Genomic DNA, 2,407 nt, shown 5'->3' on the forward strand with positions numbered 1-2,407 from the left:
TTGCTCATGCGGCGAGCCTAGCGGCTCGCGCAGACTGATTTATGCAACAACGCCCATTGGAGGCACTCATGAAGCACCCTTCGCACATTCAGGCGAAGCAACGCCAAACTCAGTGGCTAGCTGGCTATCAAATAGTCATCTCACAAGTGATTAATACCTACGGCGATGGCGGTATCACTCATCCATTGAAAGACAAAGTGCAAAGACCTGCTAAGGCTTTCCCCTCTAATGTCAGTGCCTAACAAGACCAGTGAACTACCAGTATTCGACTGACTCCTTAGGGTCGATCAGAGACAGTCGCTACAGAGTGCTGAGCATCAAAGCAACATCTTGCGTTAAGTGATTGCTTGCGGCATTGTCAGCTTCGGTGCCAAAGGCTGCGCAACTTTGTGCCAAAGCGCGTGCAACTTTGTGCCAAAGGCCGCGCAACGCAATTTTTATTGGCGGATGCAGAGGGCCGCCGAGATTTGAGTTTATGTAGTTGCACTGCAAATTATTTACATGGCAAAAATCAAGGGGTTTTTGGCACTTTCCCAATGAAAATGCCCCATGAAAGTAGACCTAAACCCTTGAGTCTTGTACAAGACTTGAAAAAAACAGCCCGGTTGCGCTTAGAATTTTGTATTGTGGGAACGCATTGCATCAAGATAGTGTCGTCCCGCTGTGTCAGGCCCCATTGCGCAAGCTCGGGATGTCGGCCCTAGGCACTCCCCCTTTTTTCATAACCTGAGACACGAGATGAGTACGCAGCAACCCACCATCATCTATACCTTGACTGACGAGGCTCCTCGCCTGGCCACCAGCGCATTCCTGCCCGTGATCCGCGCTTTTGCGGCACCTGCTGGCATCAATGTGGAAACCAGCGACATCTCGCTGTCCGGCCGTATCCTGGGCGAGTTCCCCGAATTCCTGACGGAAGCACAACGTGCTCCCAACAACTTGGCTGCGCTGGGCAAGCTGACGCTGACGCCTGAAGCCAACATCATCAAGCTGCCTAATATCTCGGCATCTGTGGGCCAGCTGCAAGAAGCCATCAAGGAACTGCAAGGCAAGGGCTACGCTCTGCCTGACTTCCCTGAGAACCCAACGACCGACGCAGAAAAAGACATCAAGGCTCGCTACAGCAAGTGCATCGGCTCTGCCGTGAACCCCGTGCTGCGCGAAGGTAACTCTGACCGCCGCGCTCCTGCTGCTGTCAAGAACTACGCCAAGAAGCACCCCCATTCGATGGGCGAGTGGAAGCAGTGGTCGCAGACCCACGTGTCCCACATGGACAAGGGCGACTTCTACCACGGCGAAAAGTCCATGACTCTGGACAAGGCCTGTGAAGTCAAGATGGTGCTGGAGACCAAGTCTGGCCAATCTATTGTTCTGAAGGACAAGGTCAAGCTGCAGGCTGCAGAAGTGATCGACTCCATGTTCATGAGCAAGAAGGCTCTGTGCGCTTTCTACGAAAAGGAAATCGAAGACTGCAAGGAAGCCGGCATTCTGTTCTCGCTGCACGTCAAGGCCACGATGATGAAGGTGTCCCACCCCATCGTGTTCGGTCACTGCGTGCGCATCTTCTACAAGGAAGCCTTCGAGAAGCACGGCAAGCTGTTTGACCAGTTGGGCGTGAACGTGAACAACGGCATGGCCGACCTGTACGCCAAGATCGAAAAGCTGCCTTCGTCGCAGCGTGAAGAGATCATCCGTGACCTGCACAAGTGCCAGGAAGATCGTCCTCGTCTGGCCATGGTTGACTCTGCCAAGGGCATCACCAACTTCCATTCGCCGAACGATGTGATCGTTGACGCATCTATGCCTGCGATGATTCGCGTGGGCGGCCAGATGTGGGCTGCTGATGGCAAGCCTTATGACTGCAAGGCCGTGATGCCTGAGTCCACCTTCGCCCGTATCTACCAGGAAGTGATCAACTTCTGCAAGTGGCACGGCAACTTCGACCCCAAGACCATGGGCACCGTGCCTAACGTGGGTCTGATGGCTCAGAAGGCTGAAGAGTACGGCTCGCACGACAAGACTTTCGAAATCGCCGAAGACGGCGTGGCTAATATTGTTGACACCGCCACTGGCGAAGTCCTGATGAGCCAGAACGTTGAAGCAGGCGACATCTGGCGCATGTGCCAGGTCAAGGACGCACCCGTGCGCGACTGGGTGAAGCTGGCCGTGACCCGTGCCCGCAACTCTGGCATGCCTGCTGTCTTCTGGCTGGACCCATACCGTCCCCACGAAGCCGAGCTGATCAAGAAGGTGCAAACCTACTTGAAGGAATACGACACCACCGGTCTGGAAATCCACATCCTGTCGCAAGTGCGCGCCATGCGCTACACGCTGGAGCGTGTGGCTCGCGGTCTGGACACCATCTCGGTGACCGGCAACATTCTGCGTGACTACCTGACCGACCTGT

General features: G+C 55.0%; 2 protein-coding genes. Both read left to right on the forward strand.

What is annotated here, in order from left to right; genetic code table 11:
- Window positions 1-68: 68 nt before the first annotated feature.
- Window positions 69-242, forward strand: coding sequence for a hypothetical protein (locus RSF91_RS19765; protein WP_332570000.1), 174 nt, complete (start codon window positions 69-71; stop codon window positions 240-242).
- 496 nt (window positions 243-738) lie between these two features.
- A partial coding sequence (locus tag RSF91_RS19770; protein WP_332570001.1) for an NADP-dependent isocitrate dehydrogenase occupies window positions 739-2,407 on the forward strand: 1,669 nt, incomplete at its 3' end.

Origin of the sequence: Comamonas sp. (assembly GCF_036643215.1) — a bacterium.
GTDB lineage: Bacteria > Pseudomonadota > Gammaproteobacteria > Burkholderiales > Burkholderiaceae_C > Comamonas.